This window comes from Bradyrhizobium genosp. SA-4 str. CB756, assembly GCF_000473125.1.
Lineage (GTDB): Bacteria > Pseudomonadota > Alphaproteobacteria > Rhizobiales > Xanthobacteraceae > Bradyrhizobium > Bradyrhizobium arachidis.
The window spans coordinates 9,716,290-9,739,348 of the sequence record NZ_KI421499.1 but is presented as its reverse complement, the minus strand read 5'-3'; the positions used below and the strand labels follow the sequence as shown (position 1 = coordinate 9,739,348).

Sequence of the window (23,059 nt, the reverse complement as noted above, 5' to 3'; positions counted from 1 at the left end):
GAGACTTTCATTTCACCGATTATTGGTCACCGCACCAAAGACGTTTCTCGTTGCCACTCACGGGTCGACAGCCAGGAGGGAGCGACCACGTCGCCCCTCCTCACTGATCGGGACTAACGCGCGAGATGAGCCTTGATCTCAGCTGACATCTGACGGATCGCAGCCTCCGGCTCGGGATCGGTCAGAATGCCATTCAGCAAGACGAAGTCGTGGATCATACCGTTGTAGCGGGTCGCGATCACTGAAACCCCGGCCTCCTTGAGCTTACGGGCGTAAGCTTCGCCTTCGTCGCGCAGCGGATCGTTCTCCGATGTGATGACCAGCGCCGGCGGAAGCCCGCGCAGTTGTTCAAGGCTGGCGCGCAATGGCGAAACATAAGGGTTGTCGCGCGATGCGGCGTCCGGTGCGTACAAGTCCCAGCCATACTTCATGAAGGCGCGAGCCAAGAACCGACCGGTGCCGAATTCATGGTAGGACTGAGTGTCCACGCTGGCGTCGGTCGCCGGGATCATCAGCACCTGGTGACTGATCTTGGGGCCGCCGCGGTCCCTGGCCATGAGCGTCAGCGCTGCGGTCATGTTGCCGCCGACCGAATTGCCGGCCACCGCGATCCGGCTGCCATCCGCGCCAAACTCTTCGGCATGGCTCCCCCCCCACTTCAACACAGCATAGGATTGATTGAGCTGGGTGGGAAACCGCGCCTCGGGCAGGGAGGTGTATTCAACGAACACGCCGATCTGGCCCGAGCCGACGACCAGGTCCCGCAAAAGGCGCTGGTGGTTCTGGAAGTTTCCGACAATCCAGACGCCACCATGAATAAACAGCAGCACACCCGGTTTACCGGAGATCTGCTCGGGCTTCATGATGTAGATTTTCACGGTTTGACCATCCTGGGTGATGGTCTGCTCGGTCGTCCTCACCCCCGACATGTCGACCGGGGTCTTATTCTGCAGGCCGGTCAAGATGTCCTGCGGCTTCGGTTGAGGAAGCTCCCAGAAAGGACTTGAGTCCTTGTTGATTTCTTTCAGAAACGCACGAACCTGCGGGGCGATGCGAGGATCGGTTGCGGGATCTGGTGTTGCGGCTTGTGTCGTTTGCGTCATAACCGTCACTCCAAGAAGGATTGCTGAAAAAAGAAGGGTGCGTCGCATGTGTTACCTCTGCCGTTCCGACGGTCGAGCGCGTATCCAGAGCACTTCGAGCGAGCTCCGCGCTGTGTTGACGACTTGTTCGACCGTCCGATGCTCACCGCCACGCGCAAAGTTAAGCTCGTTTCGCGCGTGAATTCCCTGAGCGTGTGCTGAGAAGTTCTGAGGATTACTCGATCTACTGGGGTCGCCGACTTGACGGAGCAAAGCCCAAAGGCCGTTCACGCGTCGAATGGATGGGAAGTCGATCTGGCCCGGCGCGAGTTGCGGTCCCGAGGTGCCTCCGTGCCGATTGGGAGCCGTGCATTCGAGATCCTCGAAATTCTGGCTCGATCGGGCGGCAAGCTCGTCAGCAAGTACCACCTGATGGAGCGCGTATGGCCCGGCGCGGTCGTGGAGGAAAACACCCTCCAATTTCATATTTCGGCCATCCGAAAGGCGTTTGGCGCCGACCGCGGCCTGCTGAAGACGGTCGCCGGCCGTGGCTATCGCCTGCTGGGACGCTGGAACGTGCTGGAGGCGCCCGAGCCGGAACATCGGTTCGATAACGCTGAACGCAACCCGAAACCGCCATTTCGATCCAATGTGCCGATTGCAGCATCGGCTCTGATCGGCCGAAGCGAACCGCGCCAGCATCTGCTGGATGTCCTGTCGGCTTATCGTGTCGTCACGCTGACCGGGCCAGGCGGGATCGGAAAAAGCGTACTCGCTCTCGAGGTTGCGCGCAGCATCTTTCCGACGCTTGAGGGCGATTGCTGGATCGTCGAGCTGGCCTCGCTGTCGGACCCGGCACTCGTGCCGGCCGCGGTTTCCGTCGCGCTGGGACTGAGGCTCGCGGGCAGCGTGATTTCCGCCGAATCCGTAGCCCGGGCTCTCGACAGAGAGAAGCTGCTGCTCGTGCTCGACAATTGCGAGCACCTCATCAACGCCGCAGCGAAGCTTGCGGAAACGATCGTCCGTCTATGCCCGAATGTGTCCGTGCTTGCGACGAGCCGGGAAATCCTGAGAATCGAGGGCGAGTACGCCTATCGCGTTCCACCGCTCGACGTGCCACCTTTGCGCCAGGACGACGAGGATGTCATTCGCGGGTACAGCGCAATTCAGCTGTTCAATGCCAGACTGATCGCCCTCGATGCCGGCTCGTCGGCGGGCCCTGGAAACCTGCCATTCATTGCCGCGATCTGCCGGCACCTCGACGGCATTCCGCTCGCCATAGAGTTTGCGGCGGCGCGAGTCGCGACGCTGGGCCTTCAACAGACGACTGACCTTCTAGATGATCGCTTCAGTCTACTGACCGCCGGCCGCCGAACGGCTCTGCCGAGGCACCAGACCCTGCGTGCGGCGCTGGATTGGAGCTACGAATTGCTGCCAGAGGCCGAACGGGCCCTGTTGAGTCGGCTGGCAATTTGCGCCGGCGGGTTCACGCTCGAAGCGGCGACCGCGATCATGGGCGATCTCGGCGTAACGGCCACCATGGTTGCCGAGGGGATCGCAAGCCTGGTGGCCAAGTCGCTCGTATCCCTGGATGCATCGGCATCGTTCGGCCGCTGGCGACTGCTCGAAACAATTCGGGCCTATGCGCTCGACAAGCTGGCCGAGAGCGGTGAGGGCGAACAGGTTGCCCGTCGGCACGCTGAGTTCTATCGCGATCTGTTTGCACTGGCCGCCGCGGGCCCATCCGTGGACCTCAATGATCTGCCCCGTTACGTTCGAGACATCGACAATATGCGAACGGCGCTGGAATGGGCATTCTCTCGCGACTCGCAAAAAGTCGACATCGGAATCGGACTTGCCGTCGCCGCCGGGCCCGTCCTGCTGGCAACGTCCATGCTGCCCGAATGCTATCGCTGGTCGGAGCAGGCCCTGCTGGTCCTCGACGACACCAGGCGCGGAACGTCCGATGAAATGCGTTTGCAGGCCGCCCTGGGCTATTCGCTGATGTTCACGCGCGGCGGCGGCAACGAGGCGCGCGCGGCTCTGGATAGAAGCCTTTCCATCGCCGAAGTTCGCGGCGATCTAACTTATCAAATGTGGTTGCTCAGCGCGCTGAACATCTTCCACTTTCGAGGCGGCAATCGCGAGCTGACACTGCAATGCGCAAAGCGCAGTCTGGCAGTAGCCGAAGCCCTCGGCGACCCGGCCGCCTTCGCGTTGGCGCATTTCGTGCTGGGGAACTCACTTTACCTGACTGGCGATCTCAGGGGCGCCCAAGCGGAATTTGAGACAGCGATAGAAAACCGGTCACGCGCACAGCGCGCCAGCAAGGTCTACTTCGGCTTTGACGTTGCCGCCCCGGCCGCCATGGGTTTGGCGAGCACACTATGCCTGCAGGGATATCCGCGTCAGGCCACCGAACAAGCGCACCTCATCCTTGAGGATGCCCGTCACATCAAGCACTCGATCACGTTGAGCTTGACTCTAATCCACGCCGTCTTGCTGTTCCTCTGGACGGGCGATCTGGAGACTGCCGAGAAAGTCACGGATTGGTATATCTCCAATGGCCGGGCCCATTCCCTGGCGCTACAGGTGTTGGTCGGGCGTGGTATCAAAGCGCTGCTGGCGATCAGCCGCGGCGATTCTCAAATCGGAGTCGATACCTTGCAGAATTGCATGCAGGAGCTTCGCGCTGCACGGTACGGGATGATGGCTTCGCCATTCAATCTTTCGCTCACGGAAGGGCTCGCCGCGACCGGCCGATTTGACGAAGCCATGAGCGTGATCAATGACGGCATCCAATTGGTCGAGAGGAACGGCGACCTCATTTATATGACCGAGTTGTTGCGGGTGAAAGGCGTTCTTCTTCTCTCAATGCCGCAGCCTGACGTCGAGGAAGCGGAAAGGCTCTTCGACCGTTCGCTCGAACTCAGTCGTCAACAAGGCGCGCGGGCGAGCGAACTGCGGGCCACGGCCGACCTGGCAAAGCTCATGAGCGCTCATGGACGACGCGAGGACGCTCGGATCCTCCTGGAACAAATGATCGCGTGGTTCAAAGGCCAAGACACGGCGGATCTGAAAGCGGCGGAACGCCTCCTGACGACTCTGGAATTGAAGTAGTTGCAGCGGGACGTGAAGATTAAAGCCACGTCGCCTGAGTCCGGTCACAGGCGGCAGCGCCACAGCCTCTCCACGCGATCGCAGATTCGGCGGCCCTTCGCGCGAAAGGGCTATGCAGTATGCAAATGTCCTCGCAGCAGCGTTTCTACGCTGGCCGCGATCTCCAGCAAGTGCCGGTCGGCGTTCCTGCGACCGATCAGCATGAGGCCGACGGGAAGACCGTCGAGCGGCAATGGCAGCGAAATCGACGGGCAGTCGAGCAAGTTGGCGATGCGTGGATTGCGCAGGACGAGACCGTTGAGCTCGTGAAATGTCGCATCCTCCGCAATGGAGGAGAGAAGCGGCGCACGGGTCGGCGTCGTCGGCAGGATGAACACCTCGTTGTTGCCGAAGAGCTGTTCGAAGGACCGGATCGCCGCCTGCCGCAGCCGCACCATGCGCACATAGTCCGTGCCGAGGATGCCAGCGCCGGCTTCGATGCGAACCCGCGTTCGGGGATCGACACCGTCCAGCCCGGGCAGGCCCAGACCGCGCAGCGTCGCGCCAACCTCGATTGAGGGAAAAGTGCCGATCTTGTCGATCTCCGCGACATCATCGAGAGCAGACTCGATCGATCCCTCCTCTATCCGCAAGCCACCAGATCGAAGCCGCTCCATGGCGGCCTCGAACGCGCCGAGTACGTCGGGCTCGCAGCGATGAAACAACCGCCCGCGGGCAACGATAAGGCGGAACGTGCCGGGAGGGGCCGGGCGCAGCCGCGATGGCGCGCCTTCACCTGAAAGCACCTGATCAGCCGCAAAGCAATCGGCGACATTCGCGGCGATCGGGCCGATCGTATCGAGGCTCGAGGATAGCGAGAATGCGCCGGCGGTCGGCACGAAACCGCTGGTCGGCTTGAAACCGACCGCGCCCGACAACGCGGCCGGGATTCGGAGAGAACCGCCGGTATCGCTGCCGATGGCGATCTCGGCCATGCCATCGATCACCGACACCACGGCGCCTGATGACGAGCCGCCCGGCACGCGCTCGCGGTCTCGCGGATTGCCTGGCGTTCCATCATGCGGGTTCGTGCCGAGCGCGGAGAAGGCAAATTCTGTCATCTGGGTTTTGCCGATGACGATGGCACCTGCAGCCCGCAGCCGTCTCACGGCTTCAGCGTCCTCAACGGCCGGTGGCAGACGGCGCAACGCGGCCGATCCGGAGCTCGTGACCGTGCCGGCAATGTCGAACAACGCCTTCACCGAAACGATGCGGCCATCGAGCGGGCCGCGAGAGCGACCTGTCGCGGCGCGCCGATCGGCAGCCTCAGCCTCCCATCGGGCGCTATCCGCGAACACCGCCGTGAAGACGTTCTCTGCTTGCGGCGACTGGATCCGCGCAATTGCCTGCTCCAGCCGCGCAACGGCAGACGGATTTTCTCGATCGATTGTGGCTGTCATGGAACGGCACCTGAGTGCGACGGTCAGGAGACGACCGGCAGCACGTCGACATCGTAGCTGTGCGTCAACCTGCGGCCGAGCACGGGATCATCCAGCTCCATTTCAAAGCGCGTTGCCGGCCGGATGCCGCCGATCGCACCCGGCGTCCCACAAAACATCAACGTGCCGGCCGGAAGGGTGGCCGAGCCGGTGTGGCGGCGGATGAGATCGCGCGGCGTCCTGAGCGAGGAAACGGGGCTCTCCTGGTAGAGCGTCCGCTTGCCGTCGATCGTCGCCCACGAGCGAAGGATCAGTTCGTCCCAATGCGCCTCGACATCGGCATAAGACCAGAGCTGCGAGCCGACCGGCTTGCCACAGAGCTGCTTCGACAGAGCGATGCCCGACGCCTCCGCCTTGCGATCGGTATGGTCAGATCCGATGCCGACCCAGAGCCCGTCAGCCATGGCGACAATGACGGGCTCGACCTCGCCGGAACTGTCAGGGCCGAGTACGGTGAGGCAGGCATCCTGGGTCAGCGTTTGTGCGGCGACGCGGTAATAAAGCGGCGTCGTCGAGGGGCGCGGAATGCCGAGCGCGGCGAGTTCCTCGATATGGTGCTCGATCGCCGCGGCATCCCTGCCCGCCCAGCCGGCAATGACGAGAGAGTCGATCTCGACGCTGACGCGGTCGGTCCTGTCGTTTGCGAGGCGGTCAAATTGCAGCAGCATGGGAGGGCCTACTCTTGGTCGATGTGGTCAGGATTTCACCGCGCTCGATCTGCAGCGTCGTGTCGGCGATCCGATCGAGCAGCGCCGGCGAGGATTCGGTGATCAGCATGGAGAGGTCCGGCCGATGCCTGCGCAGCTCCCCAAGCGTGCGCGCATAGTCCAGCGCGAGGGCCGGCGCCAGGCCCTGGAAGGGTTCGTCGAGCAGCAGAACCTTGCGCGCCACCGTCAGCGCGCGGCCCAGCGCGACCATCTTTCCCTGCCCGCCGGACACGCCGCCCGCGGGCCTGGCGCGCATCACGTGCAGTTCGGGCAGCAGCTGATAGATTTCGTCGAGCCTGCGTGCGATCTCGGCACGATCGAGCTTCAACGCCAGCGCCGGCAGACGGATGTTCTCCTCGACGCTCAACTCCGGAATCAGGCGGCGGTCCTCCGGCGCGTAGCCGATGCCGGCACGGGCGCGCGTGTGGGCGGGCCTGCGGCCGAGATCGTCGGCATCGAGCCGGATCGAACCCTCGTCATGCGCGATGAGCCCCATGATCGCGCGCAGCGTCGTGGTCTTGCCGGCACCGTTGCGGCCGATCAACACGGTCGTCTTGCGCGCGACGATCTCGCAACTGACCGCGCGCAGCACGCGAACGCCCTCGATCGAGACGCTGACCTTGTCGAGACTGAGCATCAGGCAACTCCCACGACGCGCTGGCGGACTTGCGCGTTGCTGAACACCTCGTCGGGCCGCCCCTCAGCCATGATGTTGCCGGCGTTCCACACCAGGACCCGGCTTGCGTAGCGCGCGACCACGTCCATGTCGTGCTCGACGAACAGTGCGGTGATGCGGCGCTGGCGCAGCGCGCCCATCAGGGCCTCCATCAGCGGGAAGCGTTCGAGTGCGCTTACGCCACTGGTCGGCTCGTCGAGCAGCAGGAGGCGCGGCCGCAGCGCCAGCGCAACGGCAATGTCGAGCAGCTTGCGATGGCCTTCGGGAAGCGTGCTGCTGATCCGGTCGGCATCGCCAGCGAGACCGACGAGGTCGAGCAGCGCCGTTGCCTCGTCACGTCGCTTCGCGGTCTCGAGCGGCCGGATCGCGCTCCACAGGCCATCCGTTGCCGCCAGCGCCAGCATCATGTTGTCGATCACGCGCTGTGCCGAGAAGAGCTGCGGGATCTGGAATGCACGGGCGACACCACGGCGCGCGATAGCGCGTGGCGACAGGCGGGTGATGTCGTGACCGTCGAGCAGCACGCTGCCCGATCTCGGACGGATATAGCCCGTGCAGATGTTGAGCAGAGTCGTCTTGCCTGCCCCGTTCGGGCCGATGATCGCGAGGAACTCGCCCTCGTGGATCGCGATGCTGACGTCGTCGGCAGCCTTGACCCCGTTGAACGAGACGTGGAGACCTCTGGCTTCCAGGATGGGACGCGTCATAGGCTCGCCGCCTCCTTGCGCGTGAACAATCCATAGATCCCTTGCGGCATGAACATGATCACGATGATCAGCGTCATGCCCACGATCAAATTCCAGGAATCCGTGACGGTCACAGCCGCACTGTGCAGCAACTCCAGAAACAAGGCGCCGATGAACGCGCCCGGAACACCGCCGATACCGCCAAGCACGGCGATCAGCACGAGGTGACCGGATGCGGTCCAGAACGCGAAATCGGGGACCACGCGACCGATCGCAAAGCCGGCAAGCGCGCCGCCAAGGCCGGCGAGCGCCGCCGAGACGACATAGGCGATCAGCAGCACCGCCCAGACCGGGATGCCCAGATATTCGAGCCGGATCTCGTTGGTATGGACGGCCGAGAGCGCATGTCCGAGCGGGCTGTTCAGGTAGCGCTGCACGGCAAGGCCGACGAGCACCATCAGTCCCAGGCTGAGATAGAACAGCACGTTCTTGAACGCCGGTTCGCCGAGGACGACGCCGAACACAGCCGGCACTGGCACAGGCATGCCGTCGGTGCCGCCGGTGACGCCATACAGCTTGGCGCACAGCGCATAAAACACCATGGAGACCGCAAGGTTCAACATCGCGAAGAAGATCGCGCGATAGCGGACGAGAAACGATCCGGCGACCACGCCGACGAGCGCTCCGGCCAACACCGAGAGGATCAGCAGCAGCGCAAGATCATTGATGCCGGCGCGCGCCAGGAACGCGACGCCATAGGCGCTCGCGGCGAAGAACATCGCGTGACCGATCGAGATCAGCCCGGCGCGAAGCAGCACGGCGACGCCGAGCGCCGCAAAGCCCTTGGCGATCGCTAGAGTCAGGACGAATTGAAGCCAGGGCGCGGCCACAGGCAGCAGCGCGAGGACGAGGACCGCCGCGGCGGCAATGATCGTTCGCATCATATCCTCCGCGCCGTCACGGACCCGAACAGCCCGTAGGGACGGATCAGGAGAACGACAAGCATCGCGGCATAGGGCGCGACGGCATCCAGCGACGGCGCCAGATAGATCGCGAGCACACGCGCCAGGCCGACGATCAGCGAGGCCAGGGCGGCCCCCTCGATCTGTCCGAGACCGCCGATCGCCGCCACGGCAAAAGCAAGCACCATCGTATCGGCTCCGAGCCCCGGCGCGATGCCGGACGTCGGCGTCGCCAGCGCGCCGCCCAATGCTGCCAGGAACACGCCGAGTGAGAACGCCAGAATGAAGATCCGGTTGGTGTCGATACCAATCGACTGCGCCATCTCGCGATCAGTAACCACGGCCGTGATCAGGCGCCCAAGCCGGGTGTGGTTGATCAAGAGCCGCAGGCCGATGACGACGAGGAACGCCATCCCGATCAGGAGGATCTGGTAGTTGAGATAGACGACGCCACCGATAGAGGTGGTCCCGAGCAATCGCATCGGCGCGTCTTCGTAGAAGGATTGCACGCCAAAGATCACGCGCTGGAGATCCTCCAGGATGAGGAACAGCCCGAACGTGATCAGGATCTGCACGGCCTCCGACTTGCCATAGGTCCAGCGGACCAGCCCCCGTTCGATCAACGGACCGAAGATCGCCGCAACGCACACGGCGCTGAACAGGAGCGCCGCGAACGATAGATAAGGATTGAGCTGCCGGCTCGCGATGAACAGGCAGATCGAGGCCGCGACATAGCCGCCGATCGAATAGAGGCTGCCGTGGGCAACATTGAGGACTCGCAGCACGCTGAAGACGAGCGTCAAGCCGACCGCCGCGAAGAAGATCAACGCGGCGCTCGCCAGGCTGTCCAGCAGCAAGGGGATGATTGCATTCAACATCGGCCTGAGCCTTGCGTTGTTGGCGTCGAGTGAAACGCGATCGCGGGCCTATTTGTAGCTTCCAGGCTTCGGCAGACTTTTTGCGAACTCGGGCTTGAGCGTCGCGATCCAGGCCAGCGGATCCTGGCCCGCCTGCGGCATCAGGCTGTCGCCCTTGTAGCGGACCATGTCGCCGATCACGGGAAACTGCTGCCCCGGCGTCTTCGCGGTGACGCCGACGATCTGGTCGACGAGACCGTCATTGTCGGCGCGCGTCTGCGCGGTGCCGGTCAAGGTCCCGACCTTGCTCCCCTTCATGGCGTCGGCGAGCTCGGCGCGCGTCGGCCATTTGCCGCCGTTCTTCTGCATCGCAGTGTTGTAGGCCGCCTTCACGTAGATCAGCGCGTTGGCCATCTTGATCGACGGGAATACCGGATATTCGCCGAAGCGCGCCTTGTAGGCGTCGGCAAACTTCACCGTCTCGGGCTTGGCCTTGGCGTCCGGCGACATCCACCAGCCGTCGCCGAGAACGCCGACGATCACGCCGTCGGGCAACGGCACGCGTTGCAGTACGGTCTCGCCGAGTGCCAGGATCACCTGACTGCTCGTGAAGACACCGCGCGGCGCAGCCTGGCGAACGAAGTTCTCGAGGTCCGCGCCCCAGAGATTGGAGAAGACGACGTCCGGTCGCGCGGTGGCGAGGCGGGAAATCTCGGTCTGGTAGTTCGGCGAACCCAGCTTCGGATAGAGTTCGGCGACGATCTCGACGTCCGGCTTCAACGCCTTCAGCGCGGCGATGAAAATCTTGGCCGCGTCATGGCCGAACGCATAGTCCGGATTGATGATCGCAATCGTCTTCACGTCCGGTTTGCGGTCCAGCAGGTAGATCGCGTAGGCGATGAATTCAGGCACCGTGTTGCCGTTGGGGCGGAACACATATTTGCTCTTGCCGTCGATCAGCAACTGATGGGTGTCGCAGTTCCAGCCCACGGTGGGAACCTCGAGCTGCTCGGCGAGCGGCGCCAGCGCCAGGCAATTCGCGCTCGACAACGCGGCAACCATGACCTGGTTCTTCGCGTCCCCGGCGAGCCGCCGATACTCCGCGATCACACCCTGCGCGCCCTGCGCCTCGTCGACATAGGTCGCGCTGACCGGCACGCCCCCGATGCCGCCCGCAGCATTGATCTCGTCGATCATGAGATCGGCCGCGTTCTTGCCCGGCATGCCGTAGGCCGCAGCGGGGCCCGACGTGAACGTGAAGATGCCGAGCCCCAACGAGCTCGGCTTCTCCTGTGCGGCGACCGGCGAGGCGACCACGACGCCGAGAGCGAGCGCGCCGGCAAGACCGTCCACCACCAATCGAAGATTGGCCTGCGGCAAGCCTCGATCCAGCCGGAACGGCAACTCAAGTGACGAGAGCCAACGCGCAACGACGATGGAGATACCTTTGAACGTCATGATTTCGCTTCCCCTGAGCCGGTCGAATGATGTTGTGCAGCAGCGATCCGGAATCACACCGGATCGAAATAGTGAATCTCCAGAAGCAGGCAGCCGTTCACGGACTTGAACGGCCCATGCGGCGCATGCGGCGGCCGGCAGGCGTAGGTATTCGGCGGGAAGCTCTTGCCGCCCTCGCCGTTCGCATCGTTGCCGACGATCAGGTCACCCGAGACGAGATAGACCTCCTCCCAATACTCGTGGGAAAACGGCGCCGTGGTGTAGACTCCGGGCGCGAAGCGAAGCAGCCGGGTCCGCGTCCCGCCGCGTTTCTCCTCGTCGAGGCCACCCGAGATGATCTTCTGCTGGATGCCGGCCGGATAGCCTGCCGGCACTTCCCAACCGGTGGTCATGTCGAGCGTGTAGAATTCGTCGTGCTTCTTGTTGACGGGCATGAGCTGTCTCCTGATTCAGGCGGCTTTGCTGGCGGTCGAGACGCCGTTGAGGTCGTAGGAATCGAGCATGGTCTGGACCAGACGGTCGGCGCCGGCCCAGTCGTAGGTGCGATAGGAGTGACCCTTGGTGACGAAGGTCGCGCCGGCGTAGAACATCTCGTATTGCTGGTGGCGAGAGCCGAACTCGGAGCCCACGGCATCCCAGGCAAGCTTGTAGAACTTCACGCGGTCATGCGAATTGGCCTTCGGCGACTGCTGGGTCTTGCCGATCAGGCCCGCGATCTCCGCGTTGTCGAAGTCCGCGACCGACGAGGGCAGCATGATCATGCCGCCGCCGGCGAGCTCACGAAGCGTGTTGATGACATGAGCATAGAGCTGCTGCGTCAGCACTTGCGCCGAATACAGCGTGTGCCGGTCGGGGATGAAATAGGGACCGACCTGCGCGCCCTTCGCCTCCATCGCCGCCACCAGCGCGTCGACCATGCCGGTCTCCGCCGCGAGCTGGCCGAGCATTTCGCGTACCTGCGGGAACTGGGTGACGCCGTTCATGTCGGCGGTGCGATGCGCAAGGCCGGTCAGGAATTTGAGCTTCACGCTCAACCGCACCATCGCCTGGTAGTTCTGATAGACGTGGCAAGGCGTCGCGTGAAACTGCTTCTGGCACATTTCGACGTTGCCTTCGATGAAGACGCGGTCCCACGGAACCTTCACGTCGTCGAAATAGAGAACCGAGTCGTTCTCGTCGAAACGGCTCGACAAGGGATTGTCGAACACGGCGCCCGCTGCATCCTCGTAGGACTTGCGCGACAACATCTTCAGGCCCTTCGTGTTCATCGGAATCGCGAAGGACATCGCATAACGCTCTTCGCCCGGACGCATCGGTTGGATGGTCGTGACGAAGACCTCGTCGGCCACCACGCCTCCGGTGGCGAGCATCTTGGCGCCGCGGATCGTGATCCCTTCGGCGTCGCGATCGACGACACCGGCGGTGAGGAACGGATCGGCCTGTTCGGCCGCACCCTTCGAACGATCCGCCTGGGGATTGATGATGACGTAGGTGAGGTAGAGGTCCTTGTCGCGGGCGTAGCGGTAGTAGCTCTCGAGCGCGCCGGCGCGCGCGGGATCATGGGCCTGGAAGACGTCGAGTCCCATGTAGAGCCCGGAGATGCAGGAGGCGACATGGTCCGGGGCCCGGCCCATGAAGCCGGCATGCAGCGAGGCCCACGCCTCGAGCGCCTTTCGCCGCGTCACGAGCTCGGCATAGGACGAGGGCAGCTGCCAGATGCGGTTGGCGCGGCCCGCCCCCGTATCGAACGTCATCAGCTCCGCATTCTCGGGCGCGCTCGCGAAGTCGAACAAGCCGGCCATGGAGCTGGCGAGATTGCGGAAGGCACGGTGCGTCGTGACATCGCCAACCGAGGCGCCGTTGATGTAGATGGTCCGGCCGTCCTTCAGGCCTGACAAATATTCCTTTGCGCTGCGCATCGCGGTTTCTCCGGTTCGAAACTAGTAGTGAATGGGAAGCGGCCAAGTCGGCTCGCGCTGGGTTTCATCGATGAGATCGCGGTATCGGCCGCGAAAGAAGATCAGGGGGGCGGCTGCCTCCGAGCGGCTCGCGTGTCGAACGACACGGACGACGAAGATGACGTGGTCGCCGCCGTCATAATTGGCGTAGGGCGCGCACTCGAAATGCGCCATCGCGCCCGAGATCAGCGGCGCCTCGGCATGGCCGACCGACGTCTTCACCTGGTCCCATTTGTTCGAGAGAGCGCGCGCGAACTGGTTGGAGATGGCTTCCTGGTCCCGCGCCAGGATGTTCACGGCAAAGCCCTTGGCATCCAGCATCGCGGGCAGGCTGCGCGCCTTGCGATCGACACTGAAGAGAACGAGCGGCGGATCAAGCGAGACCGAGTTGAACGAGCTCATGGTCATGCCAATCAGCTCTTCGCCCTTGCCGCGCGCGGTCACCACCGCCACGCCGGTGGCGAATTCGCCGAGAGCACGCCTGAATGCACGATCCTCCATGGACTCCCGCCTCGTCGCCTCGCACCTGATTTATAATTCTCAGGTAGCTTTCTGACAAAGCTATTTAGGAATGTCAAGCCTACTTGCTGGGCGGGCGCATGCGTGCTTTTTAAGCAAGCTCGCAATGCCATGATTTGGCGAGGAGATTGACCGCGTGACCGATGCACTCTTGACGGCGTCGAAACCCGAGCTGCTCGACAAGGAAGGAGACCGCACGCTTCGCGGGCTGCTCTACGACTATTTCGCGTTCGGACGCAGTCTGGAAGCCTGCCGCGAAATATTTGCGGGCTTTGTCGACCTGTCGCCCACCCAGTATCTGATCCTGATCGCGATCAAGAATTCGACTGCGGAAGAACCGATGGGCGTGAATCAGGTCGCCGAACGGCTGTATCTGAGCGGCGCCTTCGTCACCAACGAGATCAACAAACTGGTGTCGGACGGCCTGCTCGAGAAAAGCCCCCATCCCGAAGACGGGCGGCGGGTGCAGCTTGCCCTCACCCAGCACGGAATGAGCCTATTGACCCGTCTTGCCGCCTTGCAGCGACCGGTCAACGACGCGCTATTTGGAATGCTGACGCGCGAGGAGTTCAAAATGCTGGCCCAACTGCTGTCCCGGCTTGCGTCAAACGCTGATAGCGCGTTGAAGCTGGCCGAACATGTGCAGGCTACGCTCAAATTGCAGGAGGATCAGCGGGCCTCCGCGGCGAGTCCGCCCGACTCCCGCAAGAAGCGGCGTGCAACGCGCCGCAACGGTCGATAACGCCAATCCTAGGTTAGCGTTTTGCCTCATCCCGCAGCTCAATTAAGGCGGAAGATACGGAAAACAGAAGCTGAAAGCTCAGACCAGCCGCACCAGTTTCGCACCAGAAGCAACCTGATCGAAACGCAACGAACGCGGACCGAAATCAAACGAAAACGCAGCAAAATCAACAACGCTGTTCAATATTCTCCCGCTCATAACGGTCTGGTTGCAGGTTCGAGTCCTGCCGGGCCCACCAAATAAGACCAACAACTTACAACGGCGCATTTTTTACACGGCGCGTGCCCACAGAAACAATTGCCGCTGAAGCGGCACGCTTCCAGGTTAGCGATAAGGTGCGGAAAAGGGACGGCGCGGAGCGTCCGCGCGATTTCCGCCTGAACGCGAACTCGGACTTGCTCGATACTGTTGGCAGGTCTCAAAAGGGCGAGGCAGACTCCAGTCGAAAATGCTCGGGTCTGAAAGAAAGACGATCCCTAGCTATTCGCCCACTCCGCCGCCTGGCGCGCATACTGCTTCAGCATGAGCACGTCGAACCCGTAGACGAGGATGCGGTGACCGCGGCGGATGTTGCCCTGCGCCTGCTCGCGCGTGAGCGCGGATGCGCCGAGCGCGATACCGGCGTTCAGCACCACCTGCTCCACGTGCTTCACAGCGTCGAGCAGGATTGGCGCGTCGAACTTGCCGGGCACGCCGAGCTCCGTCGAAAGGTCGAACGTCGCCACGATCATGTAGTCGATGCCCTCCACCTTGCAGATGTCCTCGATATTGTCGACGGCGGCCTTGGTTTCGATCAGGAGACCGCACACCGTCTCGGACCCACGCTTCGGTAGATAGTCGTGCAGCTCGACGCCCCACCGCGAATGCGCGATGAACGGAGCCCAGCCGCGTCGCCCGTGCGGCGGATAGCGCGTCAATGCCACGCATTCGGCGGCCTCCGCGGCGGTGCGCACCAGCGGAAACATGATGCCCTCGGCACCGGCGTCGAGCGCAGGCTTCACGCACGCTTCATCGCCCTTGACGACGCGCACCCATGGTGAGCAGGCGGTGCCCGCCGTGGCCGCGATCATCGCATGTAGATTTTCCATGCCAATCGGGGCATGCTCCTGGTCGATCACCAGCCAGTCCGGCCCCGCCGCGGCGAGCGCCTGCGTCACGACGGCGGACGGGATCACGCACAGATATCCGCCGAGCAGGTCCTTGGTCTTGTGGATACGGTCCTTCATGCTTGTCATCGCAACGTTCCCTTGGCCATGCTTATCTTGTGACCCCAGCTTGCGGGTCGGTTGGTGCGAAGTCATGAAGCCGCGCTGAAGAATTTCGGAAATGATTTTGAATCGAGCCATATGATGACGACTAACTACCGGTTTGGCTCATTTCGACTTGATGAGGCCGCGGAAGCCCTCTTCCGCGGCACGGAGGTGACCGGGCTTGGACGCCGGCCCGTTGCGCTGCTGCGTGTGCTGGTGCAGCAAGCGGGCGCGCCGGTCTCCAAGGACGCGCTTATCGCGGCGGCCTGGAACGGACTTGCGGTCGAGGAGAGCAATCTGCCGGTGCAAATCGCGGCACTGCGACGCGTGCTCGCTGAGGAGCCGGGCGGCGAGACCTGGATCGAGACACTGCCCCGTCGTGGTTACCGCTTCGCCGGCCCGTCGGTCGCTGTCGAGGACGGGCCGGAACGTCTTGCGGCACCTGCTGCTGCGCAGGTCGCACCCCGTCCATCAGGCGATCAGCCTTCGATCGCGGTGCTGCCGTTCGTGGAGTTCTCCTGCAATCCCAATCAGCAGCATTTCGGCGACGCGATCGCCAACGACATCATCACGGCGCTAACGCGCTTCCGCTGGTTCTTTGTCGTCGCGCGGCAATCAAGCTTCGCATTCCGCGATTCAACGATCGACGTGCGCGAGATCGCGAACAGGCTCGGCGTGCGCTACGTGCTCGAAGGAAGCCACCGGCAAGCCGGCCAGCGCATGCGCATCACAGCGCAACTCATCGACGCCACGAGCGGTAGCCACATCTGGGCCGATCGCTACGAGCGCGACGTCGCGGACATCTTCGCGATCCAAGACGCCATCGCCGACAACGTCGTCGGCGCGATCGAACCGGAACTGCTCAAGACCGAGTCGCGTCAGCACGCTACGCAGACGGGCGGCATGACGGCATGGGATCTTGTGCGCCGCGGCGTATGGTACTTCCACCACATCGCGCCGGAAACTCATGCTGAGGCGCGCGATCTCTTCCGCGCTGCCGCGAAGCTTGAGCCGCGATCGCCCGATCCGCACATCTGGCTTGCGCGTGTGTCCGGCGGAATCGCGCTATGGGGATGGAGCGAGGATCCCGAGCCCGTGTGCCAGGAGGGCCTGGCGGCGGCGCTCACCGCGATCAACCTCGACGAGAAGAACCCTTACGCCCACTACGGCCTCGCGATCACAAGCTGCGGGGCCAACCGACTAGAGCAAGCTGAAAGGGCCGCTGAGAAGGCGATCGAGCTCAGCCCGAGTTTTGCGCTAGCGTATCTCGTGCAGGGGATGGCGAGGCTTTACCTCGGCAAGGCCGCGGAGGCGAAGGCCGCCCTAAAGAACGGACTGCGGCTAAATTCGCACGACCCGCACAATTTCGTCTGGTTCGACCTGCTGGCTCTCGCGCACCTGTTTACCGGCGAGACCGCGCAGGCCGTCGAAGCCGCAACGCAGGCGCTGAAGATTCGGCCGGCGGCGCAGTTGACCCTTCAGGTCATGGCGGTCTGCGAGGCAGCAAGCGGCCGGATGGACGAAGCAAGACAATATCTCGTTGCAGAGCAGACCTCCGCTCAATCCGCCGCGATCATTGGTCACCTCAGGGCGCGCAACCCGCTATGGCGCGAGCAAATCGACGGCCTGCTAAGGCAAGCGAGTGGCCGGCCATGAACTGAGCGCGCAAGTGGTGAACTTCGTCCGCCACGGGTCATGCGCGACCTACCCAGTGAGATACTGCTGCCGTATTGTATTCCTTCAAGGACCCACTGATCAGCGTTCCGCATACCAGAAATCCCACAGAAACCCCGCGAACAAACATGCACGACCGTGCACGAAAGGAAACGATGATCTCTGATTTCGTTGGATCTTTCCGTTAGCTCACTGCGCTCATAACGGTCTGGTTGCAGGTTCGAGTCCTGCCGGGCCCACCAATGAAATCAAACGGCCTATGTCTGCTGAACAAGCGAATGCAACGCCTTCACTGCGGCTTCCCGGCTCTCCGCGGGGATGAACAGACTGACCGAATGCGGCGACAAAACGTAGGTGTCGGGGACAATCCCGTGACCCCTGAGAACCTGCAACGCCCTGAACGGCAATTCCGACGAAACGCCGCCGAAGCAGGTGAGACTCACCGAGCTCGAAGCCTCGCGCCGCCTGCGAAGGTCGTTGGCGTGCTCCAGCGTGCGCAGCAGGGCATCCAGCCACTCCGTTTCGCAGGCCAGGGTCATGCTGGTTTTTCCTGCGGCGAAGTGTGATGCAAGGAGCTGCGGCCAGGACAGGCTGTTTTGCTTGAGATGCTGCGCGAGTTTCTCGAAACCGTGATTGAGATCGCTGGAATCGATTTCAACATGCTCGATGCGCGCTATCGAGTTGACGGCCAGAACCTTCCCGTTTTCCATGCCCAAAACCTCTTTCATCACTTGCGTGCTGTGCTCGACGCCACCCCACTGCTTGAGGACCAGAGGCACGTCCTGACTTTGCGCCAGCTCGACGCTGCGAAAATGCAGGATCTTTGCACCCCAGAAACACATCTCCGACAGCGATGCGAAATCGACCTGCCGGAGTGGCTTTGCGTCCTTCACGATGCGCGGATCCGCCGAACAAATGCCGTCGACCTCCTTGATGATTTCACAGCGTTCGGCTTTCAGCGCCGCAGCCATCGCAACCGCCGTGGTGTCGCTGCCGCCCCGGCCGAGGGTGGTGATTTCCCTGGTCGCCGGGTTCACACCTTGAAATCCTGCCAGCACGACAACGCGGCCGCGATCGAGCTCCTCACGCACGCGAACGGGCCGAACATCCAGAATGCGTGCGGCGGAATGGGAGTCGTCTGTCATCACGCCAGCCTGGCTGCCGGTGAAGCTGATTGCAGCCACGCCGAGATCGGAAAGCGCCATGCTCATCAGGGACATGCTGATGCGCTCACCCGTCGTCAGCAGCATATCGAGCTCGCGGCGGTTGGGAGTCGGGCTGACCTGATGAGCCATCTGGATCAACTGGTCGGTGGTCGTGCCCATGGCGGAGACGATCGCGACGACACGATGACCGCGGCCGTGCAGGTCGGCGAGACTGCGCGCAACCGCGCGAATCTTCGCCGGTGTTTCAAGGCAGACACCACCATATTTCTGCACGATGATGGGATGGTTGCGCATCTAGCCTCGCTCGGAAGCCGTGGCTGCCTCGCCCATCGAACCGACGCCGCCGATCCATGTGCCGACGACCTCAAAGTTCGGATTAAAGGCGACAAGATCCGCGCGGTATCCGGGCGCGATCCGTCCAAGGGCGGACCCAAGACCCAGAAATGCCGCGGGCGTCCGGGACGACATGATGAGGGCATCGACGAGGGAGATTCCAACGAGCGCAACAGCGTTGCGGACCGCCTCGATCATGGTGAGGTGAGCGCCCGCGAGTGTGCCATCACTGCCGGTCAGGCGATTGTCGTGCAACGTGATCTGCCGTCCTTGCAGCAGGAATTGCCGGTCGTCCGTGCCTACCGACGGCATGGCATCGCTGACCAGCATCAATCGATCGCGTCCCTTGCAGCGGAAGGCAACGCGCAAAGCGGCGCGGTCAACGTGAATGCCGTCGCAGATGATTCCGGCAAACAGCCGGTCATCCTCCAGCGCGGCGCCCACCAGGCCCGGCTCCCGGGCGCTCAACTGCGACATGGCGTTGAACAAATGGGTCACCCCCGAGATACCGTGATCGACCGCCTGCCGGATCTCGGCTGCGCTGGCATCGCTGTGGCCAGCTGCGATACGCAATCCGGCGCCGACCAATTCATCGATCATGGAGGCGGGCACGCATTCCGGGGCCAAGGTCACCATCGAGCGGCCGCGATCCCCGAAGCTTTTGATGGCGGCGAGGTCGCGCCGATCGGGCACGCGTATCTCGGCTTCCGGATGAATGCCCTTGCGAGACCTGTTGAGCGCCGGACCTTCCAGATGAAAGCCGAGCACGCCGGGAATATCGAGGCACCCCTCGGCTGCTACGGCCAATCGTTCGACGACCTCGGGTCGATCGGTGATGAGAGTAGGCAAGCAGCCCGTGGTTCCGGCCTTGCGGTGCGCCTCGACGATGCGTCGAACGCCGGCCTCCGTCGGCTGGTCGTTGAGAAGAACGCCCCCGCCTCCGTTCACCTGGATGTCGATGAATGCGGGTGCAAGGATCGCATCGTGGGGAAGGCGGATTGACGCCGGCGCGGCCTCCTCGAAGCTGATGCTTTCAATCCGTCCCTGCGAGATCGTGACCGACCCCGGCCCGCGCATGTCGGTCCCATCAAAGATGTGCTGTGCGGCAATCGTGAGAGAGGCAGAACCAGCGTGGCCCATCAGTATCGATCCGGGAATGGCCGTCACGGACTCGTGAGGCGTCTCTGCCAAAAGAGTTCATATGTACGCCAGGGGACCTTGTGCGGACCCGAAGCGAAACCTTCGCGTTAACGTTCCATGGGAACAAAAGGTACCACGTATCTCGGCATTGATGGGGGCGGAACCCGCTGTCGCGCCCGGATCGAAGACGAAAACGGCACGGCGCTCGGAGAAGCGAACTCGGGACCGGCCACGACGCGGATCGGCGTTGACAAGGCCTGGCCGTCCATCATGGAGGCCACGGAAGCTGCGGCCACACAGGCCGGACTGAGCCGCGAGGATTTCGCGCAAATGCACGCCGGTATTGGCCTTGCCGGTATTGGCCGCCGGGGCGCGAAAGCGGCGCTCAGCAAAATCGCGCATCCCTTTGCGTCCGTTAACTTCATCGGCGACGGCCTCGCGGCCTGTCTTGGCGCCCATAGCGGCGCGGACGGGGCAATCGTCGTGGCCGGCACGGGCTCGGTCGGTGTCGGCCTGGTCGACGGCCGCGAGATCCGTCTCGCCGGTTACGGTTTTCCCGTGTCGGACGAAGGCAGCGGCGCCGACATCGGCCTACAGGTTGTCCGACTGGCGCTGCGGGCTGCGGATCGCCGCCGCGAGTTGACGCCATTGCTTGAAGAGGTGCTGGGCGCATTCGACCATGATCCCTATCAGGCGGTGGCCTGGTCCGAACAAGCCAGAGCCACGGACTACGCCGCATTCGCACCGATCGTGATGCGGCACGCCAATCAGGGCGATCCGGTCGGCCGCCGCATTGTCGAACGCGCCGCCGATGCCATTGGCGATCTGCTCGATCTATTCCTGGCGAGAGGAACCTATCGGCTCTCGCTGGTGGGTGGGCTCGCGGATGCCATTACGCCGTGGCTGACGCCCGACCTGCGTACCCGCCTGAAGCGTCCTGACGCCGACGCAACAGCCGGAGCGTTACTGGTCGCGCGAGGGCGGCTGGACCTACCCACGCTGGCCCTGCCCGGGAGAGAAACCGACCATGAACAGGCTCCGAAGTTCCGCGTTTGATGGCGCTTGGATCAACAGTATGGCCACCGAAGACGTCGATCTAAGATTTGCCGACCTTGATGCATGGCCGCTGACGTCAGCGATGGAAGCGATGTGGGAGGGTCAGCTTGCGGCGGTCGCTGCGATCGGTCATGCCCTCCCCTCGATCACCGCGGCGACCGAAGCGGCCCAAGCGGCGCTGGGCGATCACGGTCGCCTTGTCTACGTCGGCGCCGGCACCTCGGGACGCGTGGCGGTCCAGGACGGCGCCGAGCTGACGCCGACCTTCGCCTGGCCCAAAGAGCGCGTCCGCTTCATCGTCGCCGGCGGAGACAGTGCCTTCGTCGCCAGCATCGAGGGTGCGGAGGATGACATCGATGATGCGGTCGCACAGATCAATGCCGCGCGGCTCACGCCGCATGATGTAGTGATTGCGGTAGCCGCCAGCGGGACGACGCCGTTCACGGTCGCGGCGCTGCAGCAGGCAGGCTCCTGCGGTGCAGTGACGGTCGGTGTCGCCAACAACCCTGGCACCGCACTGCTGGCATCGGCCAGGTTTCCGATCCTGATCGAGACCGGCCGCGAGCTGATCGCCGGCTCCACGCGGATGAAGGCGGGCACCGCGCAGAAGGTCGTGCTCAACCTGATCTCCTCGGGAATCATGCTGCGTCTTGGCCGGGTGTATCGCGGCATGATGGTGAACATGCAGCCGACCAATGCCAAGCTGAAGCGGCGCGCCGAGGCCATGGTGGCGCAAATCGCCGACTGCGATCCGTCGCACGCGGCACGCTCGCTGGAGCAGGCCGAAGGAGACGTCAAGACGGCGGTCCTTCTGGCGCTGGGCGTCGACAGGACTGATGCGGAGACCATTCTGAAAGACGGCGACGGCAATCTCCGGCGCGTGTTTGCCGAGCTCGCCGGGAATCCGGACTCGCATCGTGACCAGCCTCCCAAGGCGCCGGCGGCACGCAAGCAAGGCGGAGCGGTTGAGTCATGACAACATCCGCGATGGCGAGTGAAATCGGGGAAAGCGCCGATACCGTCGCGAAAATCATTCGTAGCCGTCCCGCCACGCGCGACATCGCGCAGCGAATTGAGCTTGGCTCCGTCCCCTTGTGCGTCGTGTGTGGTCGGGGAAGCTCCGGACATGCCGGGGTTTTCCTGAGATACCTTGTCGAGACGCGGCTTCGCCTTCCCGTTTCAGCAAGCGCTCCCTCGGTGATCACGGCATTTCGCACGCCCTTGATGCTGCGCGATGCGCTTTTCATCGTGATCTCGCAATCCGGGCGCAGCCCGGATCTCGTCGCAGCGACAAGGTGGGCGCGCGCTTCGGGCGCCCACACCGTTGCCATCGTCAATACGACGTCGTCGCCGGTGGCTGACGAAGCGGAGTTCGTCGTTCCGATCGAAGCCGGCCAAGAGCACTCCGTAGCGGCGACAAAGACCGTCATCGGCTCGATGGCCGCCAGTGCCGGACTGGTTGCCGAGCTGGCACAAGATCGTGCGCTGCGGTCAGCCCTCGACAGGCTGCCCGAGCGCCTGCACCGCGCGCTGGCGCTCGACTGGTCCGAGATCGCTGATGATCTCGCCAAGGCGTCAGCTGTGTTTGTGGCGGCTCGGGGCCTGGCCCTGGGCTCGGCGAAGGAGATCGCGCTCAAGCTTTCGGAAATCCTGCGCCTGCCCTCCATCGGCCTGAGCGCCGCCGAGCTGCAGCATGGGCCACGAGCGGCGCTGTCGTCGCGCACGCCCGTCGTCATGATGCGCCTCATGGATGAAACGGCGGCCACGGTTGACGCACTTGCGGAGGAATTGCGTGAGCAAAAGATCGCGCTGCATCTCTGCGGCGGACCGCATGGCTCGCTGCCCTGGTTGGCCGAGGGTGACCCTGTCACCGACGCGATCACCATGCTCGTTCCGGCCTATCGGATGATCGAGCAGGCGGCATGCGCCCGCGGATTTGACCCGGATCGCCCCCCTCGCCTGAGCAAGATTACCGAGACGTTTTGACAACTGCCTGATCGCTGGCTGGCGACCACGCACCAGTTTCGCACCAGAAACGGCGTAGACGAAACGCGACGAACGCGATCAAACCAGAATGAAAACGTAAGAAAATCAACGAACACGCCCTTTATCCCGTCACTCATAACGGTCTGGTTGCAGGTTCGAGTCCTGCCAGGCCCACCACGCTTCGCCCTACGGGCTACGCGTGACGCAGC

General features: G+C 63.3%; 20 protein-coding genes. 6 read left to right on the top strand and 14 right to left on the bottom strand.

What is annotated here, in order from left to right:
* Positions 1-113 precede the first annotated feature (113 nt).
* A complete protein-coding gene (locus tag BRAGE_RS0147155; RefSeq protein WP_028146534.1) occupies positions 114-1,151 on the bottom strand; it encodes an alpha/beta hydrolase in 1,038 nt (345 codons plus the stop codon).
* Positions 1,152-1,343: 192 nt separating this feature from the next.
* Between BRAGE_RS0147155 and BRAGE_RS0147150 the strand changes: the two genes are divergently transcribed.
* On the top strand, positions 1,344-4,202 hold the full coding sequence (locus BRAGE_RS0147150) for an ATP-binding protein (protein ID WP_027562645.1): 2,859 nt from the start codon (positions 1,344-1,346) through the stop codon (positions 4,200-4,202).
* Between the two features lie 110 nt (positions 4,203-4,312).
* On the opposite strand, the gene BRAGE_RS0147145 is transcribed toward BRAGE_RS0147150, so the two are convergent.
* The 10 genes from BRAGE_RS0147145 to BRAGE_RS0147100 are packed head-to-tail and all read right to left on the bottom strand — an operon-like array spanning position 4,313 to position 13,485.
* Positions 4,313-5,641: an amidase family protein gene (locus tag BRAGE_RS0147145; protein WP_027562644.1), complete on the bottom strand. Its 1,329-nt coding sequence runs from the start codon at positions 5,639-5,641 to the stop codon at positions 4,313-4,315.
* A gap of 23 nt (positions 5,642-5,664) precedes the next feature.
* On the bottom strand, positions 5,665-6,348 hold the full coding sequence (locus BRAGE_RS0147140) for a DUF2848 domain-containing protein (protein ID WP_027562643.1): 684 nt from the start codon (positions 6,346-6,348) through the stop codon (positions 5,665-5,667).
* Entirely contained in the window at positions 6,332-7,024 is a 693-nt protein-coding gene (locus BRAGE_RS0147135; protein ID WP_027562642.1) for an ABC transporter ATP-binding protein, read from the bottom strand. The genes BRAGE_RS0147140 and BRAGE_RS0147135 overlap by 17 nt, the downstream gene beginning before the upstream one ends.
* Positions 7,024-7,770 carry an ABC transporter ATP-binding protein gene (locus tag BRAGE_RS0147130; RefSeq protein ID WP_027562641.1) on the bottom strand — a complete coding sequence of 249 codons (747 nt, stop codon included), beginning with the start codon at positions 7,768-7,770 and terminating at the stop codon, positions 7,024-7,026. The genes BRAGE_RS0147135 and BRAGE_RS0147130 overlap by 1 nt, the downstream gene beginning before the upstream one ends.
* Positions 7,767-8,690 carry a branched-chain amino acid ABC transporter permease gene (locus tag BRAGE_RS0147125; protein WP_027562640.1) on the bottom strand — a complete coding sequence of 308 codons (924 nt, stop codon included), beginning with the start codon at positions 8,688-8,690 and terminating at the stop codon, positions 7,767-7,769. Before BRAGE_RS0147125 ends, BRAGE_RS0147130 begins: the two co-directional genes overlap by 4 nt.
* Entirely contained in the window at positions 8,690-9,589 is a 900-nt protein-coding gene (locus BRAGE_RS0147120) for a branched-chain amino acid ABC transporter permease (RefSeq protein WP_027562639.1), read from the bottom strand. Before BRAGE_RS0147120 ends, BRAGE_RS0147125 begins: the two co-directional genes overlap by 1 nt.
* 48 nt (positions 9,590-9,637) lie before the next feature.
* The gene (locus tag BRAGE_RS0147115) at positions 9,638-11,026 is read right to left on the bottom strand and encodes an ABC transporter substrate-binding protein (RefSeq protein ID WP_231164120.1); all 1,389 of its coding nucleotides are present in this window, start codon (positions 11,024-11,026) and stop codon (positions 9,638-9,640) included.
* 53 nt (positions 11,027-11,079) lie between these two features.
* Positions 11,080-11,460, bottom strand: a complete 381-nt coding sequence (locus BRAGE_RS0147110; RefSeq protein ID WP_027562637.1) for a cupin — start codon at positions 11,458-11,460, stop codon at positions 11,080-11,082.
* A 15-nt stretch (positions 11,461-11,475) separates the two neighbouring features.
* Entirely contained in the window at positions 11,476-12,945 is a 1,470-nt protein-coding gene (locus BRAGE_RS0147105) for a 4-hydroxyphenylacetate 3-hydroxylase family protein (protein WP_027562636.1), read from the bottom strand.
* A 21-nt stretch (positions 12,946-12,966) separates the two neighbouring features.
* Positions 12,967-13,485: a flavin reductase family protein gene (locus BRAGE_RS0147100; RefSeq protein WP_027562635.1), complete on the bottom strand. Its 519-nt coding sequence runs from the start codon at positions 13,483-13,485 to the stop codon at positions 12,967-12,969.
* A gap of 154 nt (positions 13,486-13,639) precedes the next feature.
* Here BRAGE_RS0147100 and BRAGE_RS0147095 point away from each other — a divergent pair, with 154 nt between their 5' ends.
* Positions 13,640-14,245, top strand: a complete 606-nt coding sequence (locus tag BRAGE_RS0147095) for a MarR family winged helix-turn-helix transcriptional regulator (protein WP_027562634.1) — start codon at positions 13,640-13,642, stop codon at positions 14,243-14,245.
* A gap of 476 nt (positions 14,246-14,721) precedes the next feature.
* Here BRAGE_RS0147095 and BRAGE_RS0147090 read toward each other — a convergent pair whose 3' ends face one another.
* Complete coding sequence (locus BRAGE_RS0147090; RefSeq protein WP_028146533.1) at positions 14,722-15,480, bottom strand: HpcH/HpaI aldolase family protein; 759 nt, start codon at positions 15,478-15,480, stop codon at positions 14,722-14,724.
* A 114-nt stretch (positions 15,481-15,594) separates the two neighbouring features.
* Here BRAGE_RS0147090 and BRAGE_RS51475 point away from each other — a divergent pair, with 114 nt between their 5' ends.
* Entirely contained in the window at positions 15,595-17,151 is a 1,557-nt protein-coding gene (locus BRAGE_RS51475) for a winged helix-turn-helix domain-containing protein (protein WP_159073956.1), read from the top strand.
* Positions 17,152-17,426: 275 nt separating this feature from the next.
* Here BRAGE_RS51475 and BRAGE_RS0147080 read toward each other — a convergent pair whose 3' ends face one another.
* Together BRAGE_RS0147080 and nagA are read right to left on the bottom strand one after the other, a co-directional pair.
* Positions 17,427-18,629, bottom strand: coding sequence for an aspartate kinase (locus BRAGE_RS0147080; protein WP_027562632.1), 1,203 nt, complete (start codon positions 18,627-18,629; stop codon positions 17,427-17,429).
* The gene (nagA, locus tag BRAGE_RS0147075; RefSeq protein WP_027562631.1) at positions 18,630-19,808 is read right to left on the bottom strand and encodes an N-acetylglucosamine-6-phosphate deacetylase; all 1,179 of its coding nucleotides are present in this window, start codon (positions 19,806-19,808) and stop codon (positions 18,630-18,632) included. It lies immediately after the preceding gene.
* 117 nt (positions 19,809-19,925) lie between these two features.
* On the opposite strand from nagA, the gene BRAGE_RS0147070 reads away from it, so the two are divergent.
* Genes BRAGE_RS0147070 through BRAGE_RS0147060 form a run of 3 tightly spaced genes read left to right on the top strand, consistent with a single transcriptional unit; the run spans position 19,926 to position 22,850 of the window.
* Positions 19,926-20,864: a BadF/BadG/BcrA/BcrD ATPase family protein gene (locus tag BRAGE_RS0147070; protein ID WP_027562630.1), complete on the top strand. Its 939-nt coding sequence runs from the start codon at positions 19,926-19,928 to the stop codon at positions 20,862-20,864.
* A gap of 19 nt (positions 20,865-20,883) precedes the next feature.
* Positions 20,884-21,840 carry an N-acetylmuramic acid 6-phosphate etherase gene (locus BRAGE_RS0147065; RefSeq protein WP_027562629.1) on the top strand — a complete coding sequence of 319 codons (957 nt, stop codon included), beginning with the start codon at positions 20,884-20,886 and terminating at the stop codon, positions 21,838-21,840.
* Positions 21,837-22,850: an SIS domain-containing protein gene (locus BRAGE_RS0147060; RefSeq protein WP_027562628.1), complete on the top strand. Its 1,014-nt coding sequence runs from the start codon at positions 21,837-21,839 to the stop codon at positions 22,848-22,850. Before BRAGE_RS0147065 ends, BRAGE_RS0147060 begins: the two co-directional genes overlap by 4 nt.
* Positions 22,851-23,059: the final 209 nt, after the last annotated feature.

Bases quoted from the DNA above. Each gene is read 5' to 3' on its own strand.
- BRAGE_RS0147155 (WP_028146534.1), bottom strand. From the start codon at position 1,151: ATGCGACGCACCCTTCTTTTTTCAGCAATCCTTCTTGGAGTGACGGTT.
- BRAGE_RS0147145 (WP_027562644.1), bottom strand. From the start codon at position 5,641: ATGACAGCCACAATCGATCGAGAAAATCCGTCTGCCGTTGCGCGGCTG.
- BRAGE_RS0147140 (WP_027562643.1), bottom strand. From the start codon at position 6,348: ATGCTGCTGCAATTTGACCGCCTCGCAAACGACAGGACCGACCGCGTC.
- BRAGE_RS0147135 (WP_027562642.1), bottom strand. From the start codon at position 7,024: ATGCTCAGTCTCGACAAGGTCAGCGTCTCGATCGAGGGCGTTCGCGTG.
- BRAGE_RS0147130 (WP_027562641.1), bottom strand. From the start codon at position 7,770: ATGACGCGTCCCATCCTGGAAGCCAGAGGTCTCCACGTCTCGTTCAAC.
- BRAGE_RS0147125 (WP_027562640.1), bottom strand. From the start codon at position 8,690: ATGCGAACGATCATTGCCGCCGCGGCGGTCCTCGTCCTCGCGCTGCTG.
- BRAGE_RS0147120 (WP_027562639.1), bottom strand. From the start codon at position 9,589: ATGTTGAATGCAATCATCCCCTTGCTGCTGGACAGCCTGGCGAGCGCC.
- BRAGE_RS0147115 (WP_231164120.1), bottom strand. From the start codon at position 11,026: ATGACGTTCAAAGGTATCTCCATCGTCGTTGCGCGTTGGCTCTCGTCA.
- BRAGE_RS0147110 (WP_027562637.1), bottom strand. From the start codon at position 11,460: ATGCCCGTCAACAAGAAGCACGACGAATTCTACACGCTCGACATGACC.
- BRAGE_RS0147105 (WP_027562636.1), bottom strand. From the start codon at position 12,945: ATGCGCAGCGCAAAGGAATATTTGTCAGGCCTGAAGGACGGCCGGACC.
- BRAGE_RS0147100 (WP_027562635.1), bottom strand. From the start codon at position 13,485: ATGGAGGATCGTGCATTCAGGCGTGCTCTCGGCGAATTCGCCACCGGC.
- BRAGE_RS0147090 (WP_028146533.1), bottom strand. From the start codon at position 15,480: ATGACAAGCATGAAGGACCGTATCCACAAGACCAAGGACCTGCTCGGC.
- BRAGE_RS51475 (WP_159073956.1), top strand. From the start codon at position 15,595: ATGACGACTAACTACCGGTTTGGCTCATTTCGACTTGATGAGGCCGCG.
- BRAGE_RS0147080 (WP_027562632.1), bottom strand. From the start codon at position 18,629: ATGCGCAACCATCCCATCATCGTGCAGAAATATGGTGGTGTCTGCCTT.
- nagA (WP_027562631.1), bottom strand. From the start codon at position 19,808: ATGGGCCACGCTGGTTCTGCCTCTCTCACGATTGCCGCACAGCACATC.
- BRAGE_RS0147070 (WP_027562630.1), top strand. From the start codon at position 19,926: ATGGGAACAAAAGGTACCACGTATCTCGGCATTGATGGGGGCGGAACC.
- BRAGE_RS0147065 (WP_027562629.1), top strand. From the start codon at position 20,884: ATGGCCACCGAAGACGTCGATCTAAGATTTGCCGACCTTGATGCATGG.
- BRAGE_RS0147060 (WP_027562628.1), top strand. From the start codon at position 21,837: ATGACAACATCCGCGATGGCGAGTGAAATCGGGGAAAGCGCCGATACC.